The sequence below is a fragment of the Pseudomonas sp. RtIB026 genome (genome assembly GCF_016861355.2).
Taxonomy (GTDB): domain Bacteria; phylum Pseudomonadota; class Gammaproteobacteria; order Pseudomonadales; family Pseudomonadaceae; genus Aquipseudomonas; species Aquipseudomonas peradeniyensis.
In genome coordinates, this window is the sequence record NZ_AP023348.2 from 5,617,105 (window position 1) to 5,633,541 (window position 16,437).

Annotated in this window: 13 protein-coding genes; all 13 read left to right on the top strand. The window is 65.7% G+C overall.

Going from position 1 to position 16,437, the window contains the following annotated elements; all coding sequences use genetic code 11:
* Positions 1 to 43: 43 nt before the first annotated feature.
* On the top strand, positions 44 to 1,525 hold the full coding sequence (locus PRtIB026_RS25190; RefSeq protein ID WP_203650674.1) for a glycosyltransferase family 2 protein: 1,482 nt from the start codon (positions 44 to 46) through the stop codon (positions 1,523 to 1,525).
* A 34-nt stretch (positions 1,526 to 1,559) separates the two neighbouring features.
* Positions 1,560 to 2,726 carry an alginate biosynthesis protein Alg44 gene (locus tag PRtIB026_RS25195; protein ID WP_232855682.1) on the top strand — a complete coding sequence of 389 codons (1,167 nt, stop codon included), beginning with the start codon at positions 1,560 to 1,562 and terminating at the stop codon, positions 2,724 to 2,726.
* 12 nt (positions 2,727 to 2,738) lie between these two features.
* A complete protein-coding gene (gene algK / locus PRtIB026_RS25200; RefSeq protein WP_244670958.1) occupies positions 2,739 to 4,274 on the top strand; it encodes an alginate biosynthesis TPR repeat lipoprotein AlgK in 1,536 nt (511 codons plus the stop codon).
* Complete coding sequence (locus tag PRtIB026_RS25205; protein WP_203650671.1) at positions 4,271 to 5,749, top strand: alginate export family protein; 1,479 nt, start codon at positions 4,271 to 4,273, stop codon at positions 5,747 to 5,749. The genes algK and PRtIB026_RS25205 overlap by 4 nt, the downstream gene beginning before the upstream one ends.
* A 19-nt stretch (positions 5,750 to 5,768) precedes the next feature.
* Complete coding sequence (gene algG / locus PRtIB026_RS25210) at positions 5,769 to 7,325, top strand: mannuronan 5-epimerase AlgG (protein ID WP_186712910.1); 1,557 nt, start codon at positions 5,769 to 5,771, stop codon at positions 7,323 to 7,325.
* A 13-nt stretch (positions 7,326 to 7,338) separates the two neighbouring features.
* Positions 7,339 to 8,784, top strand: a complete 1,446-nt coding sequence (locus tag PRtIB026_RS25215) for an alginate O-acetyltransferase (protein WP_203650669.1) — start codon at positions 7,339 to 7,341, stop codon at positions 8,782 to 8,784.
* A 7-nt stretch (positions 8,785 to 8,791) separates the two neighbouring features.
* Positions 8,792 to 9,895, top strand: coding sequence for a mannuronate-specific alginate lyase (locus PRtIB026_RS25220; protein ID WP_203650667.1), 1,104 nt, complete (start codon positions 8,792 to 8,794; stop codon positions 9,893 to 9,895).
* Between the two features lie 178 nt (positions 9,896 to 10,073).
* Entirely contained in the window at positions 10,074 to 11,531 is a 1,458-nt protein-coding gene (locus PRtIB026_RS25225) for an MBOAT family O-acyltransferase (RefSeq protein WP_203650665.1), read from the top strand.
* A 10-nt stretch (positions 11,532 to 11,541) separates the two neighbouring features.
* Positions 11,542 to 12,693 (top strand): alginate O-acetyltransferase, encoded by a 1,152-nt coding sequence (locus PRtIB026_RS25230; protein ID WP_203650650.1) that lies wholly within the window; start codon positions 11,542 to 11,544, stop codon positions 12,691 to 12,693.
* Between the two features lie 20 nt (positions 12,694 to 12,713).
* Positions 12,714 to 13,361: an alginate O-acetyltransferase AlgF gene (locus PRtIB026_RS25235; protein ID WP_203650648.1), complete on the top strand. Its 648-nt coding sequence runs from the start codon at positions 12,714 to 12,716 to the stop codon at positions 13,359 to 13,361.
* Between the two features lie 34 nt (positions 13,362 to 13,395).
* Positions 13,396 to 14,850 (top strand): mannose-1-phosphate guanylyltransferase/mannose-6-phosphate isomerase, encoded by a 1,455-nt coding sequence (locus PRtIB026_RS25240; protein WP_203650646.1) that lies wholly within the window; start codon positions 13,396 to 13,398, stop codon positions 14,848 to 14,850.
* A gap of 166 nt (positions 14,851 to 15,016) precedes the next feature.
* Positions 15,017 to 15,481, top strand: coding sequence for a multidrug transporter (locus PRtIB026_RS25245; RefSeq protein WP_203650644.1), 465 nt, complete (start codon positions 15,017 to 15,019; stop codon positions 15,479 to 15,481).
* Between the two features lie 134 nt (positions 15,482 to 15,615).
* A complete protein-coding gene (locus PRtIB026_RS25250; protein WP_203650642.1) occupies positions 15,616 to 16,428 on the top strand; it encodes an SDR family oxidoreductase in 813 nt (270 codons plus the stop codon).
* Positions 16,429 to 16,437 lie beyond the last annotated feature (9 nt).

A 16,437-nucleotide genomic window follows, 5' to 3' on the forward strand; every position in this document is an offset into this window, starting at 1 on the left:
GCGCGCCGCCCGCCCTCCCCCGAATTCTCGACGGATGCCGAACATGCAAAGGTTCCAGACCATGCTGCTGCAATGCGCCGGCTGGCTGCTCTACATGAGCCTGCTCATGCTGATCGCCCTGGCCCTGCCCAGCGATATCTTCGACTCGCAGTCGAAGCACTTCATCTTCCTGGTCGGTGCCGTCGGCATCTGGCGCTACTCCATGGGCGCCACCCATTTCATCCGCGGCATGATCTTCCTGTACATCGTCTACCCCTACCTGCGCCGCAAGGTGCAGAAACTTGGCAAGGACGCCGACCCGTCGCACGTGTACCTGATGGTCACCAGCTTTCGCATCGAGGCCCTGACAACCGCCCAGGTGTACAGCTCGGTAATCCGCGAGGCGATCGACTGCGGCTTCCCCACCACCGTGGTCTGCTCGCTGGTGGAGAAGTCCGACGAGTTGCTGGTGAAAAGCCTGTGGGCCAAGTACAACCCGCCGTCCCACGTGACCCTCGACATCGTGCGTATCGCCGGCACCGGCAAGCGTGACGGCCTGGCCTATGGTTTCCGCGCCATCTCGCGGATGCTGCCGGATGAAAACGCCGTGGTGGCGGTGATCGACGGCGACACCGTGCTGGCCGAGGGCGTGGTGCGCAAGACCGTGCCATGGTTCCGCCTGTACCCCAACGTCGGTGGCCTGACCACCAACGAGTTCTGCGAAGTGCGCGGCGGCTACATCATGAGCGAGTGGCACAAGCTGCGCTTCGCCCAGCGCCACATCAACATGTGCTCCATGGCCCTGTCCAAGCGCGTGCTGACCATGACCGGGCGCATGTCGATGTTCCGCGCAAGCGTAGTGACCAACCCCGAGTTCATCGCCGACGTCGAAAGCGACTCGCTGATGCACTGGCGCCTGGGCCGCTTCAAGTTCCTCACCGGCGACGACAAGTCCAGCTGGTTCAGCCTGATGCGCCTGGGCTACGACACCTTCTACGTGCCCGATGCCGCGATCAACACGGTCGAGCACCCGCCAGAGAAGAGCTTCGTCAAGGCCAGCCGCAAGCTGATGTACCGCTGGTACGGCAACAACCTGCGGCAGAACTCCCGCGCCCTGGGCCTGGGTCTCAAGCGCCTGGGGCTGTTCACCAGCATCGTGCTGCTCGACCAGCGCGTGTCGATGTGGACCAGCCTGCTGGGCCTGACCGTGGCGGTGATCGCCAGCTTCAAGTTCGGCCTGCAGTTCCTGCTGGTGTACCTGCTGTGGATCGGCATCACCCGCCTGATCCTCACCATCATGCTGCTGTGCTCGGGCCACAACGTCGGCCCGGCCTACCCGCTGATCCTCTATTACAACCAGATCGTCGGCGCGGTGATGAAGATCTACGTGTTCTTCCGCCTCGACAGGCAGTCCTGGACCCGCCAGCCCACTGCCCTCAAACGCGACCTCGCAAGTTTTCAACAATGGTTCAACACCTGGTCCTCGCGGACCATGACCTTCTCGGCCGCGAGCATCTTCGTCGCCGTGCTGTTCATGGTCGTGTGAGCCCCCGGATCGGACAACAGGAACGAATATCGCCATGAATACCGCCGTGAACGTCAATGTCGTGCATGAATCCGAAGCGCAGCGCCAGCACGCCCGGGTGCGCATCCCCGCCAAGCTGCGCTACCTGGACGGCAACCGCGAAGCGCACGAGGTGAAGGTTGACGACCTGTCCGCCGGGGGCCTGTCCTTCCACGCCAAGAAGCCTCTGCCTGAAGGCGAAGTGCTGCGCGGTCGCCTGCAGTTCGTGGTCGACAACCTCGGCCTGTCGATGGACGTCGAACTGCTGGTGCGCACCAGCAGCCGCGAGACCGCCCGCACCGGCGCCGAGTTCCAGAACCTCGAGCCGCGCGACATCGCCACCCTGCGCCACATCATCACCAGCCACCTGTCCGGCGAGCTGATCAGCGTCGGCGACGTGCTCAGTACCCTGCAGCGCGACAACTTCACCAAGGCGCGCAAGCACAAGGACGGAGGCTCGGGCCTTTCCGCCTTTGGCCGCCTGCGCGCGGTCACCGTGACCGCCGGGGTGTTCGTGGTCGGCCTGGTGGCCTTCGGCTTCGTCGCCAAGTCGCTGTACGGCCTGTACTTCGTCAGCCATGCCGAGGCCGGCGTGGTCGCGGTGCCCACCACCAACGTCACCATGCCCCGCGACGGCAGTCTGCAGAGCCTGGTGGAAAGCGGCGCGAGCGTGGCCAAGGGCGCACCGCTGGCGACCTTCAACACCAGCATGCTCGACCTGCTCAAGGGCCACCTGGACGACTCGCAGCTGGAGCCGGCCAAGGTCGAGGAGCTGTTCGGCAAGCAGCTCTCCGGCACCCTCACCAGCCCATGCGACTGCGTGGTCTCGCGCCAGCTAGTGGATGACGGCCAGTACGCCAGCAAGGGCCAGCCGGTGTTCGCGCTGATCCCGCGCACCAGCGTCCCGACCATCGAGGCGCGCTTCAGCTATCGCCAGTTCGACGAAGTGAAGCCGGGTACCCGGGTCAACTTCCAGATCGCCGGCGAGGACGAAGTGCGCACCGGGCGGATCACCGGCAGCTCGAGCCTGGACACCGACAACCTGGCCTCCGACATCCGCGTGCAGATCAAGCCCGACGGCGGCCTGCCGGCCGAGCTCGCCGGGCGCCCGGCCGCGGTCAACAGTGATCGTGGTCCGTCGCTGAACTGGCTGATCGACAAGGCCGTGGCTCGTGGGTTGTAAGAGGATCGGACGATGAAACCTTTGAATGGTTTTTCTCCTGCTGGAGTGGCGTCGCCTGGATCGCGGCACAAGGCCGCTCCTACAGGGACCGCGCCGCACCCTGTAGGAGCGGGCTTGCCCCGCGATCGGGTGCGCAGCGCCCGCCCATTGGCATGGTGCGCCCTGGCCGCCGCCATCACCCTGGCCGGCTGCGCCGGCCTGCCCGACCAGCGCCTGGCCAATGAAGCGCTCAAGCGCGGCGACACCGCCACCGCCGAGCGCAACTACAAGGCCCTGGCCGACCTCGGCTACAGCGATGCCCAGGTAGGCCTGGCCGATATCCAGGTCGCCACCCGCGACCCGGCGAAACTCAAGGAGGCCGAAGCCACCTACCGCGCCGCCGCCGCCACCTCGCCCCGTGCCCAGGCGCGTCTCGGCCGCCTGCTGGTGGCCAAGCCCGACAGCACCCAGGCCGAACGCGAGGAGGCCGAAACCCTGCTCAAGCACGCCGCACAACAGGGCGAAAGCAACACCCTGATCCCGCTGGCGATGCTCTACCTGCAGTACCCGCAGAGCTTCCCCAAGGTCAACGCCCAGCAGCAGATCGACCAGTGGCGCGCCGCCGGCAACCCCGAGGCGGGCCTTGCCCAGGTCCTGCTGTACCGCACCCAGGGCACCTACGACCAGCACCTGGGCGATGTGGAGAAGATCTGCAAGGCGGCACTGACCAGCACCGACATCTGTTACGTCGAGCTGACCACCGTCTACCAGAAACGCGCCCAGCCCGACCAGCAGGCCGCCCTGCTCGAACAACTGAAAGCCGCCCATGCCCGTGGCGCCGTGCCGGCCACCCGGGTCGACAGCGTCGCCCGGGTGCTGGCCGACCGCAGCCTCGGCCAGACCGACGAGAAGACCGCCAAGGACCTGCTCGAGCACATCGCCCCGGCCAACCCGGCCTCGTGGGTGAGCCTGGCGCAACTGCTCTACGACTTCCCCGAGCTGGGCGACACAGACCAGTTGATGGCCTACATCGACAAGGGCCGCGAGGCCGAGCAACCCCGCGCCGAACTGCTGCTGGGCCGCCTCTACTACGAAGGCAAGACCGTGCCCGCCGACGCGCAGAAGGCCCAGGAGCACCTGCAGGCCGCCGCCGACGCCGGCGAGGTCAGCGCCGACTACTACCTCGGCCAGCTCTACCGCCGTGGCTACCTGGGCCAGGTCGAGCCGCAGAAAGCCGTGGACCACCTGCTCGCCGCCGCCCGCGGCGGCCAGAACAGCGCCGACTACGCCCTGGCCCAGCTGTTCAGCGAAGGCCACGGCATCCGCCCGGCACCGACCAATGCCTGGGTGTTCGCCCAGCTGTCACAGGTCAACCCGACCCCGCAGTCGACCGAACTGCTGCAACAGCTCGACCAGCAGCTCACGCCCGACCAGCGCAACCAGGCGCAGGACCTGCTGGCGCAGGAGAAGCGGGCACGCGGCAGCATGACCCAGGGCGCCAACAGCACCCTGGCCATCGAAGCACTGCAGGACGAGAAAGACGACGTAGACGCCGAGGATTCGCTATGACGCTCAACCCCTTCGTGAAAGCCGGCATCGGCCTGGGCTTCGCCCTGCTGTGGTCGATGCCGACCCTGGCGGCGGAAACCGCGCAGAAGAACTTCGGCCTCGACGTGAAGATCACCGGCCAGTCCGAGGACGACCGCGACCTGGGCACCCGCTCCGGCGGCGACGTCAACGGCCTGGGCCTGGACCTGCGACCCTGGGTGTACGGTGAGCGCGGCCACTGGAGCGCCTTCGCCATGGGCCAGGCGGTGGCCGCCACCGACATCATCGAGACCGACACTCTGCGCCAGAACGACGACGGCACCACCAGCGACAACGGCGACGACAGCCGCAAGCCGGACAAGAGCTACCTGGCCATGCGCGAGTTCTGGATCGGCTACAGCGGCCTGACCCCCTACCCCGGCGAGCAGCTGCGCTTCGGCCGCCAGCGCCTGCGCAGCGACGACGGCATGTGGCGCGACACCAACATCGAGGCGCTGAACTGGACCTTCGACACCACCCTGCTCAAGGCCGACCTGGGCGTGGCCCAGCGCTTCAGCGAATACCGCACCGACCTCACCGAGCTGGCCCCGGAGGACAAGGACCGCACCCACGTCTATGGCAACGTCGCCACGCAGTGGACACCCGGCCACTGGGTCGGCCTGCGCGCCCACCACACTCATGACGGCGGCAGCCTGAAAAGCCCAGGCGAAACCGTCGACGCCCTCGACAAGACTCGCACGGGCGATCTCACCTGGCTGGGCCTGGAGGCCAACAGCGATGCCTACAACTGGCGCAACGACCACACCGTCAACTACTGGGGCAGCGTCACCTGGCTGACCGGCGATCGCGACACCCTCAGCAGCCAGGCGGTGGGCAACGACCAGGTCGCCACCGGCAAGCAGAGCGGCGACGTCAACGCCTGGGCCACCGACCTCGGCATCCGCCTGCGCCTGGACCCGCAATGGCAGGTCGGCGCGGCCTATGCCCGGGGCAGCGGCGGTGGCGGCAGCGACGGTTCGAACAACTTCGAGCAGACCGGCCTTGAGAGCAACCGCTCCAACTTCACCGGCACCCGCTCGCGGGTGCACCGCTTCGGCGAAGCGTTCCGCGGCGAGCTGGGCAACCTGCAGGCCGCCACCCTGTTCGCCTCCTGGCAGCTGCGCGACGACTACGACGCCAGCTTCATCTACCACAAGTTCTGGCGCGTCGACGGCAAGCAGAACATCGGCTCCAGTGGCATCAACGCGGTGGTCGACGACGGCGGCATCAACCGTCCGCTGGTGCAGGGTGAGAAAGACCTCGGCCAGGAGATGGACGTGGTCGTCACCAAGTACTTCAAGCAAGGCCTGCTGCCGGCCTCGATCAGCCAGTCGATCGACGAGCCGTCGGCCCTGGTGCGCCTGCGCGCCGGCGTGTTCAAGCCGGGCGACGCCTATGGCAAAGAGGCCGACTCGTACATGCACCGCGCCTTCGTCGACGTGATCTGGCGCTACTGAGGCCGGGAGAGGATTTGACATGAACCTGCACCCGAACCTTCGCCACAGCCTGCTGGCCAGCGCCCTGCTGCTGGCCGCAGGCCTGGCCCAGGCCGCCGAGCCGGAAATGGCCAAGGGGCTGCAACAGGCCAAGACCTACACCGTTGCCAGTGCGCCGATCGAGCCACTGCTGATGGACCCGCCCAAGCTGCCCGACCTCTCCGGCTACACCGCCGAAGCCGTGCAGAAGAAGATCGACCGCCGCCACAAGGGCAAGGTCAGCGTGCGCCGCATGCTCCAGGAGGACACCCTCAAGGAGTTCATCGGCGGCGACAATAAGGGCGCCGAGTGGGTGCGGCGCCAGCACGGCATTCCCCAGGCGATCTTCGTCGATGACGGGCATGTCGACCTGGTGGAACTGAGCAAAAAGGTGCCCGACCAGTACCTGCGCGAGACCGCGCCGGGGGTCTACCTCGCCCGCCTGCCGATCGTGGTCGGGCGCAAGGGCGTGCTGGAGATCGACGGCAAGGTCAAGGAGCTGCGCCTGTCCGAAGAGGCCGGCTCGTTCATCGTCAACGACGGCAAGCTGTTCGTCAGCGATACCCGGGTGACCGGCTGGCGCGAGCAGGCCAACGGCCCGGCAACCTTCCGCAAGCCCGATGAGTTCCGCCCGTTCCTGCTCAGCTGGGGCGGCACCGAGACCTATATCGTCAACAGCAAGATGGCCAGCTTCGGCTACGCCAAGTCCAAGTCGTACGGCGTGAGCATCTCGCAGTACACGCCGAACATGGCCAAGCAGATGGGCCGCCCGGAACCCACCGGCTGGATCATCGGCTCCGAGTTCAGCGACATGTGGTACGGCTTCTACTGCTACGAGACCCAGGACTTCGTGATCAAGGACTCGACCTACCGCGACAACATCGTCTACGGCATCGACCCCCACGACCGTTCGCACCGCCTGATCATCGCCGGCAACACCGTGTACGGCACCAAGAAGAAGCACGGGATCATCGTTTCGCGCGAGGTCAACGACAGCTGGATCATCAACAACAAGAGCTACGACAACAAGCTCTCGGGCGTGGTGATCGACCGCAACAGCGTCAACAACCTGATCGCCTACAACGAGATCTACCGCAACCATACCGACGGCATCACCCTGTACGAGAGCGGCGACAACCTGATCTGGGGCAACAAGCTGATCAACAACCGCCGCCACGGCATCCGCGTGCGCAACAGCGTGAACATCCGCCTGTACGAGAACGTCGCCATGGCCAACGGTCTGGTGGGCGTGTACGGACACATCAAGGACCTCTCCGACACCGACCGCGACATCGCCCTCGACCCGTTCGACACCAAGGTGTCGCTGATCGTGGTCGGCGGCGAGCTGGCGGCCAACGGCTCCGGCCCGCTGTCGATCGATTCGCCCCTGTCGGTGGAGCTGTACAAGGTGTCGATGCTGATGCCGCGCAAGGCCAACGGCATCAGCTTCAACGGCGTGCTCGGCGAGCGCCAGGACGAAATCCTCGACCTGCTGGTGCGCCAGCAGAAGGCCGTGCTGATCGACCCGGTCGAACGCCAGACCGAAATGATCGACTAAGGAAGCCCAGACCATGACTCCACACCTGATGAAACTGCTGGGCCTGTCCGCCGCCCTCCTGGCCATCAGCCAGGGCGTGCGCGCCGACGAGGTCAAGGCGCCGACCTTCAGCGCCGAGCCCTGCTGCCAGCTGTGCCCCGAAGCCCACGACGCCAGCCGCTACACCACGCGCTACCAGCAGAACTTCACCACTCTGGTGCAGGCCCAGGGCGACTGGCTGTTCCGTACCCGCGAAGACCTGCGCACCGAATTCGACACCACCCCGGGCGGCTACAAGCGCCTGCAGCAGGTGCACGACGCGTTCAAGAAGCGCGGCGTCGAGCTGGTGGTGGTGTACCAGCCGACTCGCGGCCTGGTGAACCGCAACATGCTCAACCCCGAGGAAAAGGCCGCCTTCGATTACCAGAAGGCACTGCGCAACTACCAGGCCATGCTCCAGCGCTTCGCCAAGATGGGCTACAACGTGCCCGACCTGTCGCCGCTGACCAACGAGCAATTGGCCGCGGCCGACCAGGGCAAGGACTTCTACTTCCGCGGCGACCAGCACTGGACGCCCTACGGCGCCGAGCGCGCGGCGAAAATCGTCGCCGACACCGTGCACCAGATGCCGGCCTTCGAAGGCATCCCGCGCAAGGAATTCGAGACCAGGAAGTCCGGACGCATGGGCAAGACCGGCACCCTGCACAACGTCGCCGGCCAGCTGTGCGGCACCAGCTACGCGGTGCAGTACATGGACCAGTTCGCCACCGAGCCCAAGGGCGGCGCCAGCGGCGGCGACGACCTGTTCGGTGATTCGGGCAACGCGCAGATCACCTTGGTGGGCACCAGCCACAGCGGCAAGAACTACAACTTCTCGGGCTTCCTCGAGCAGTACATTGGCGCCGATGTGCTCAACGTCGCCTTCCCCGGGGGCGGTCTGGAAGGTTCGATGATCCAGTACCTGGGCAGCGAGGAGTTCCAGAACAACCCGCCGAAGATCCTGGTCTGGGAGTTCTCCCCGCTCTACCGCCTCGACCAGGAAACCATCTGGCGGCAGATCCTCGGCCTGCTCGACGACGGCTGCGACGACCGTCCCGCGCAGATGAGCGCCAGCGCCACCCTCAAGCCCGGCAAGAACGAGCTGATGGTCAACGGCAAGAATGGCGTGATCAAGGACCTGGTCAACCGCAACCACCAGCTCGACATCAAGTTCGAGGACACCTCGGTGAAAGTGCTGCAGGCCACCCTGTGGTACCTCAACGGCCGCCACGAGGACATCAAGATCGAGAAGCCCGAGACCTCCGACACCGATGGACGCTTCGTCTTCCAGATGCGCGAGGACGAAGACTGGGCAGGCCAGAACCTGCTCGCCCTGGAGGTCCAGGGGCCGGAAAGCGGCACGCAGAAAGTCGAAGCCAAACTCTGCAAACGCAACAACTTCGCCAGCCCCGCGCAGCACACCGCGCAGGCCGGCCAGTGAGGCAAGCATGACTTCCATCCACCGCAAGACCGCACCCGCTTTGCTCGCCCTCGCCCTGTTCGGCGGTGCGGCGCAGGCCGCGCTGGTACCGCCCCAGGGTTACTACGAGGGCATCGAGAAACTCAAGACCGGCGACGGCAATTTCCGCTGCGAGGCCGCACCCAAGCCCTATACCGGCGCGCTGGTGTTCCGCAGCAAGTACGAAGGCTCGGACAAGGCCCGGGCGACGCTCAATGCCGCCTCGGAAAAAGCCTTTCGCAAATCCACCGAGGACATCACCACCCTCGAGAAGGGCGTGAGCAAGATGGTCGGCCAGTACATGCGCGATGGCCGCCCGGCGCAACTGGACTGCGCACTGACCTGGCTCGACACCTGGGCGCGCGCCGATGCGCTGATGTCCACCGATTACAACCACACCGGCAAGTCCATGCGCAAATGGGCGCTGGGCAGCATGAGCGGGTCGTGGCTGCGCCTGAAGTTCTCCAACTCGCAGCCACTGGCTGCGCACCGGGCCGAGGCCGAGCAGATCGAGAAATGGTTCGTGCGCCTGGCCCGGCAGACCGTGCGTGACTGGAGCGACCTGCCGCTGGAGAAGATCAACAACCACAGCTACTGGGCGGCCTGGTCGGTGATGGCCACCGCGGTGGCCACCGACCGCCAGGACCTCTTCGACTGGGCGGTGAAGGAATACAAGGTCGGCGCCAACCAGGTCGATGAGCAGGGCTTTTTGCCCAACGAGCTCAAGCGCCGCCAGCGTGCCCTGGCCTACCACAACTACGCCCTGCCGCCGCTGGCGATGATCGCCAGCTTCGCCCAGGCCAACGGCGTGGACCTGCGCAAGGAAAACAACTTCGCCCTGCAACGCCTCGGCGAAGGCGTGCTGGCCGGTGCCCGCGATCCTGTTCATTTCAACACCCGCGCCGGCGTGAAGCAGGACCTGAAGGATTTGAAGATCGACAGCAAGTACGCCTGGCTCGAGCCGTGGTGCGCGCTGTACCAGTGCGTCGGCGACACCCTCGAGCGCAAGCATGACATGCAGCCGTTCAACAGCTTCAGGCTGGGTGGGGATGTGACCCGGGTCTATGACCCGAGCGCTGCTTTGAAGAAATAGACAACCCTGTGGGAGCGGGTTTACCCGCGAAAGGGCCAGACCTGCCATGTGCGGTGCCTGTGCCGGCCTCTTCGCGGGTAAACCCGCTCCCACAGGGACCTAGGTATCTCCCACTTTTTTGGTGGGGGGTTTGGGGGGCGCTGTGCCCCGGATGCTGTGAACAACAAGGAGAACCGGGATGGTCTTCTCGTCCAACGTGTTCCTGTTCCTGTTCCTGCCGGTTTTCCTCGGCTTGTACTACGTGAGCGGGAACCGCTATCGCAACCTGCTGCTGCTGGTTGCCAGCTACATCTTCTACGCCTGGTGGCGGGTGGACTTCCTCGCCCTGTTCGCCGGGGTCACCCTGTGGAACTACTGGATCGGCCTGAAGGTCGGCGCCGCCGGCGTGCGCACCAAGCCCGCGCAGCGCTGGCTGCTGCTCGGCGTGGGTGTCGACCTGTGCATCCTCGGCTACTTCAAGTACGCCAACTTCGGCGTCGACAGCCTCAACGCGATCATGACCTCGATGGGGCTGGAGCCGTTCATCCTCACCCACGTGCTGCTGCCGATCGGCATCTCGTTCTACATCTTCGAGTCGATCAGCTACATCATCGACGTGTACCGCGGCGACACCCCGGCCACCCGCAACCTGATCGACTTCGCCGCCTTCGTGGCGATCTTCCCGCACCTGATCGCCGGCCCCGTGCTGCGCTTCAAGGACCTGGTCGACCAGTTCAACAACCGCACCCACACCCTGGACAAGTTCTCCGAAGGCTGCACCCGCTTCATGCAGGGCTTCATCAAAAAAGTGTTCATCGCCGACACCCTGGCGGTGGTCGCCGATCACTGCTTCGCCCTGGAGAGCCCCACCACCGGTGACGCCTGGCTCGGCGCCCTGGCCTACACCGCGCAGCTGTACTTCGACTTCTCCGGCTACAGCGACATGGCCATCGGCCTGGGCCTGATGATGGGCTTTCGCTTCATGGAGAACTTCAAGCAGCCCTACATCAGCCAGTCGATCACCGAGTTCTGGCGGCGCTGGCACATCAGCCTGTCGACCTGGCTGCGCGACTACCTGTACATCACCCTGGGCGGCAACCGCAAAGGCACCTTCAACACCTACCGCAACCTGTTCCTGACCATGCTGCTGGGCGGGCTGTGGCACGGCGCCAACTTCACCTACATCATCTGGGGCGCCTGGCACGGCATGTGGCTGGCGATCGAGCGGGCGTTGGGCCTGGACACCAACCCGCAGCGTTTCAACCCGGTGAAATGGGCCTTCACGTTCCTGCTGGTGGTGGTCGGCTGGGTGATCTTCCGCGCCGAGAACCTGCACGTGGCGGCACGCATGTACGGCGCCATGTTCAGCTTCGGCGACTGGCAGCTGTCGGAGCTCAACCGCGCCAACCTCACCGGCCTGCAGGTGGCCACGCTGATCGTCGCCTACCTGACCCTGGCGTTCTTCGGCCTGCGCGACTTCTACCGCAACGCAACGCCAGCACCCAAGGCCACCCCGGTGCAGGTCAACGCCGACGGCTCGGTAGGCCTGGACTGGACGCGGATCATGACCCGCGCCCTGGTCCTGCTGCTGTTCACCGCCTCGGTGCTCAAGCTCTCGGCGCAGAGCTACTCACCGTTCCTCTACTTCCAGTTCTGAGGCCCCGATCATGAACCGGACACTTCGCATCACCTATTCGCTGTCGTTCATGGGCCTGCTGGTCGGCCTGGGAGTGGCCTCGCTCGGCGGGCTGGAAAGCTTCAACCGCACAGGGCAGATGACCTTGCTCGACGGCAAGCTGGCCAAGGCCGCCGAGACCCACTACGACGAGCAGTTCCCGATCAAGCGTCTGGGCACCAACCTGTGGGCCGCGCTGGACTTCAAGCTGTTCAACGAAGGCCGTCCCGGCGTGGTGCTGGGCCGCGACCAGTGGCTGTTCAGCGACGAGGAGTTCAAGCCCACCGCCGGCGCCGAGCAGCTGATGCAGGACAACCTGGCGTTGGTGCGCGGCATCCGCGACGCCCTGCAACGCCACGGCAGCCAGCTGGTGCTGGCGATCGTGCCGGCCAAGGCGCGCCTGTACGCCGAGTACATCGGCAAGGAGACGCCGGCCAGCCTGCACGACGAGCTGTTCAACCGCTTCCACGCCCAGGCGCGCCAGGCCAATGTGTTCGCCCCCGACCTGCTGGCGCCGCTGGAGCAGGCCAAGGCCCGCGGCCAGGTGTTCCTGCGTACCGACACCCACTGGACGCCGATGGGCGCCGAGGTGGTCGCGCAGTCCATCGCCGAAGCAGTCAGCCGCCAGAACCTGCTCGACAGCGAACCCCAGGCGTTCATCACCGAGGCCGGCGCCACCGCGCCGTACAAGGGCGACCTGACCAACTTCCTGCCGCTGGACCCGCTGTTCAGCAACCTGTTGCCGTCCCCGGACAACCTGCAGCAGCGCAAGACTCACCCGGTGCAGGCCGAAGGCGATGACGCGCTGTTCGCCGACAACCGGATCCCGGTGGCGCTGGTGGGCACCAGCTACAGCGCCAACCCGCACTGGAACTTCCTCGGCGCCCTGCAGCAGGCGTTGCGCAGCGACGTCGCCAATTACGCCGAGGACGGCCATGGCCCGCTGCTGCCGATGCTCAAGTACCTGCAAAGCGACGCTTTCAAGAACGCCCCGCCACAGGTCGTGGTGTGGGAATTCCCCGAACGGTATCTGCCAATGAAGAACGACCTCAGCGCTTTCGATCCGCAGTGGATCGCGCAGCTGAAGAACTCCCGTCAATCCGAAGAAAACCTGGCCCTGTCGTCCAATCGGACGGACCACTGAAGATAGAGAGGAATACGCACATGACCACCAAGACTTCCATTGCCAAAGCCCTCACCCTCGCCGCCGGCCTGTCCCTGGCCTCGCTGCAGGCCTTCGCCGGCGCCGATGCCGCCCTCTATGGCCCAAGCGCGCCGAAGGGCTCGACCTTCGTGCGCCTGTACAACGCCGCCGGCAGCCCCGCCGCCGCGTCGGTCGGCAACACCCAGATCAAGCAGGTCGGCGCCCAGGCCAGCAGCGACTTCAGCTTCCTGCCCGGCGGTGACTACACCGCCCAGGTCGGCGGCAAGAGCGTCCCGGTGAAACTCGCCGCCGACAAGTACTACACCCTGGTCAACAGCGCCAGCGGCAACCCTCAGCTGATCGAGGAACCGCCGTTCAAGAACAAGCAGAAGGCCCTGGTGCGGGTACAGAACCTCAGCGACCAGTCGCTGACCCTGAAGACCGCCGATGGCAAGACCGAAGTGGTCAGCCCCGTGGCCGCCAAGGGCCGTGGCGAGCGCGAGATCAATCCGGTCAAGGTCAACCTGGCCCTGTATCAAGGCGACAAGAAAGTCGGCGACGTCAAACCCGTCGCCCTGGCGCGCGGCGAAGCCGCCGTGCTGTACGTCACCGGCAGCGGCAGCAGCCTGTCGCCGGTGTGGGTCACCCGTCCCGTAGCCACCAACTGATTCCTGCCCCTTACGACCTTATTGGAGAAACATCATGATCCCGGTAATTCTTTCTGGCGGTAGCGGTTCGCGTCTGTGGCCTCTGTCGCGCAAGCAGTTCCCCAAGCAGTTCCTGGCCCTGACCGGCGAGCACACCTTGTTCCAGCAGACCATCCAGCGCCTGGTGTTCGACGGCATGGACACCCCCATCGTGGTCTGCAACAAGGACCACAAGTTCATCGTCCAGGAGCAGCTGAACGCGCTGAAGCTGGAAACCCAGGCCATCCTCATGGAGCCGTTCGGCCGCAACACCGCGCCGGCGGTGGCCATGACCGCAATGAAACTGGTCAACGAAGGCCGTGACGAGCTGATGCTGGTACTACCGGCCGACCATGTGATCGAGGACCAGAAGGCCCTGCAGCGCGCCCTGGCCCTGGCCACCGTGGCCGCCGAACGCGGCGAGATGGTGCTGTTCGGCGTGCCGGCGACCAAACCCGAGACCGGCTACGGCTACATCCGCTCGAGCCAGGACGCGCTGCTGCCCGAAGGCGTGGCGCGGGTCGCGCAGTTCGTCGAGAAACCCGACGAGAAGCGCGCCAACGAGTTCGTCCGCGCCGGCGGCTACTTCTGGAACAGCGGCATGTTCCTGTTCCGCGCCAGCCGCTTCCTCGAAGAGCTGAAAAAGCACGACCCGGACATCTACGACACCTGCCTGCTGGCCCTGGAACGCAGCCAGGAGGACGCCGATGCGCTGAGCATCGACGAAGCCACCTTCGCCTGCTGCCCGGACAACTCCATCGACTACGCGGTGATGGAAAAGACCCAGCGCGCCTGCGTGGTGCCGCTGTCGGCCGGCTGGAGCGACGTCGGCTGCTGGTCGTCGCTGTGGGACGTGCACGAGAAGGACGCCGACGGCAACGTCACCAAGGGCGACGTGGTGGTGCAGGACAGCCGCAACTGCATGATCCACGGCAACGGCAAGCTGGTGTCGGTGATTGGCCTTGAGAACATCGTGGTGGTCGAGACCAAGGACGCCATGATGATCGCCCACAAGGACAAGGTTCAGGGGGTCAAGCAGCTGGTCAACACCCTCGACGCCCAGGGCCGCACGGAAACCCAGAACCACCTGGAGGTGTACCGCCCGTGGGGCTCGTACGATTCGGTGGACATGGGCGGGCGCTTCCAGGTCAAGCACATCACCGTCAAGCCCGGCGCCAGCCTGTCGCTGCAGATGCACCACCACCGCGCCGAGCACTGGATCGTGGTGTCCGGCACCGCCGAGGTGACCTGCGACGAGAACGTGTTCCTGCTCACCGAGAACCAGTCCACCTATATCCCCATCGCCTCGGTGCACCGCCTGCGCAACCCGGGCAAGATCCCGCTGGAGATCATCGAGGTGCAGTCCGGGAGCTACCTGGGCGAGGATGATATCGAGCGCTTCGAGGATGTGTATGGGCGGACTTCAACGCCGGTGGAACGTGGGGTTTCGGTGAAGACCATCGCGCAGTAAAACGTTGGAACCGCTTCGCGGCACAAGGCCGCTCCTACAGGAGGTTGCGTTCCCTCTGTAGGAGCGGCCTTGTGCCGCGAAAGGAGGGCAAAGCCCTCCCGCTTTTGAGCCAATCCCCATTTCCCGCTACGATGATCGAACCCCCGCCACCAAGGCCTGCCCCACCATGATCATCGGCGCCCTGCTCGTCCTCACCTGGCTGGTCCTGCTGCTGCGCTACCCGGCCAAGGCCCTGCCGATTTCCATGGCCGCCGTTTGTGGCCTGGGGCTGGTGGCGCTCTACGTGGTCTGGCAGGACACCCGCGAAGCCTCGCAACTGGCCCGCCTCGATATCCGCCTGGCCTACGCCCCCGAGCAGTGCCCCGCCGACCGCGTCCTGCAGGTGCGCATGAAGAACGGCAACAAGGCCCCGCTCAGCGAACTGCGCTGGCGCGTCGGCGCCTATGCGCCTGGCGATACCGTGAACCTGGCCGAGAACACCTACGCCGCCCCGCGCTATCGTGGCCCCGGCGAATTGCAGCCGGGCGCCGAATGGAGCGATTGCCTGCCATTGCCGCCACTGCGCTCGGGCTATCGGCCACAAACCCTGGAGTTTCGTGCCGAGCATCTGCAAGGTACATTCGCCAATTGATTCGTTGCCCGATCTGGCCTCTTCACGGGTAAACCCGCTTCCACAGGGTTGTGGTGATCCCTGTGGGAGCGGGTTTACCCGCGAAGAGGTCGGCACAGACGACCCATTCCATCTATCGATCACAGGCCCTTTACATGCCCACCGTCCTGATCACCGGTTGTTCCAGCGGCATCGGCCGCGCCCTGGCCGACGCCTTCCGCGATGCCGGCCATGAAGTCTGGGCCACCGCCCGCAAGGCACAGGATGTCGAACAACTGGCCGCTGCCGGCTTCAATGCCCGGCAACTGGACGTGAACGACGCCGAAGCCCTCGCCCGCCTGGCCGAGGAGCTGCAAAGCCTCGACATCCTGATCAACAACGCCGGCTACGGCGCCATGGGCCCGCTGCTCGACGGCGGGGTCGCAGCCATGCGCCAGCAGTTCGAAACCAACGTCTTCGCCCTGGTCGGCGTGACCCAGGCGCTGTTCCCGCTGCTGCGCCGTTCCCGTGGGCTGGTGGTGAACATCGGCAGTGTGTCGGGTGTGCTGGTGACGCCCTTCGCCGGTGCCTATTGTGCGTCCAAGGCCGCCGTGCACGGGCTGAGCGATGCCCTGCGCCTGGAGCTGGCGCCTTTCGGAATCAGGGTCATGGAGGTGCAGCCGGGCGCGATCGCCTCGCAGTTCGCCAGCAATGCGCAGCAGCAGGCCGAACAGGTACTGGCGAGCGGTTCGCCGTGGTGGCCCTTGCGCGAACAGGTACAGGCGCGGGCGCGAGCGTCGCAGGATCGACCGACGTCGGCGGCAGTGTTCGCCCAGGGGTTGCTGGCGGCGACGCGCAAATCGCCTGTGCCTGCACTGGTGCGTATCGGCAATGGCAGCACGGCCCTGCCGTTGATGGCCCGGCTGTTGCCACAGCGCCTGCTGGATTGGGTATTGCGCAAGCGCTTCGGATTGTTGCGACCGCTCTGACGTCGTCGC